Below are 1,014 nucleotides of genomic sequence, written 5' to 3'. Positions count from 1 at the left end.
GTATCAGAGCTCGAATGTATTTACAGCATTGGCTCCAAATACTTATACTTTATACGTACGAAATACATTGGATAATACTTGTGTAACTCCGTCATCGTCTGTTATAACGATAAATGCTATTCCAATACCGCCAACTGAACCAACCACGGTTAGTGTGGTGCAACCTACTTGTGGAACTCCATCCGGAAGTATTACAATCACAACACAAGCAGGAGTAGCCTACAGTTTGGATGGAATAACGTATCAGAGCTCGAATGTATTTACAGCATTGGCACCAAATACTTATACTTTATACGTACGAAATACAGCGGATAATACTTGTGTAACTCCGTCATCGTCTGCTATAACAATAAATGCTATTCCAACACCTCCAGTTGAACCAACCACGGTTAGTGTGGTGCAACCTACTTGTGGAACTCCATCCGGAAGTATTGCAATCACAACACAAGCAGGAGTAGCCTACAGTTTGAATGGAATAACGTATCAGAGCTCGAATGTATTTACAGCATTGGCTCCAAATACTTATACTTTATACGTACGAAATACAGCGGATAACACTTGTGTAACTCCGTCATCGTCTGCTATAACAATAAATGCTATTCCAACACCTCCAGTTGAACCAACCACGGTTAGTGTGGTGCAACCTACTTGTGGAACTCCATCCGGAAATATTACTATTACAACACAAGCAGGAGTAGCCTACAGTTTGGATGGAATAACGTATCAGAGCTCGAATGTATTTACAGCATTGGCTCCAAATACTTATACTTTATACGTACGAAATACATTGGATAATACTTGTGTAACTCCGTCATCGTCTGCTATAACGATCAATGCTATTCCAACACCTCCAGTTGAACCGACTACGGTTAGTGTGGTGCAACCCACTTGTGGAACTCCATCTGGAAGTATTGCAATCACAACACAAGCAGGAGTAGCCTACAGTTTGGATGGAATAACGTATCAGAGCTCGAATGTATTTACAGCATTGGCTCCAAATACTTATACTTTATA

1 protein-coding gene is annotated in these 1,014 nt (G+C 40.6%); it reads left to right on the top strand.

Annotation, left to right across the window (positions count from 1 at the left end):
* The coding region (locus BUA03_RS16775) for a hypothetical protein (RefSeq protein ID WP_394333648.1) at positions 1 to 1,014 on the top strand (1,014 nt) is incomplete at both ends.

Source organism: Flavobacterium fryxellicola, from assembly GCF_900143245.1.
In the GTDB taxonomy this organism is placed as follows: Bacteria; Bacteroidota; Bacteroidia; order Flavobacteriales; family Flavobacteriaceae; genus Flavobacterium; species Flavobacterium fryxellicola.
This window is presented reverse-complemented; position numbering and strand designations above follow the sequence as displayed.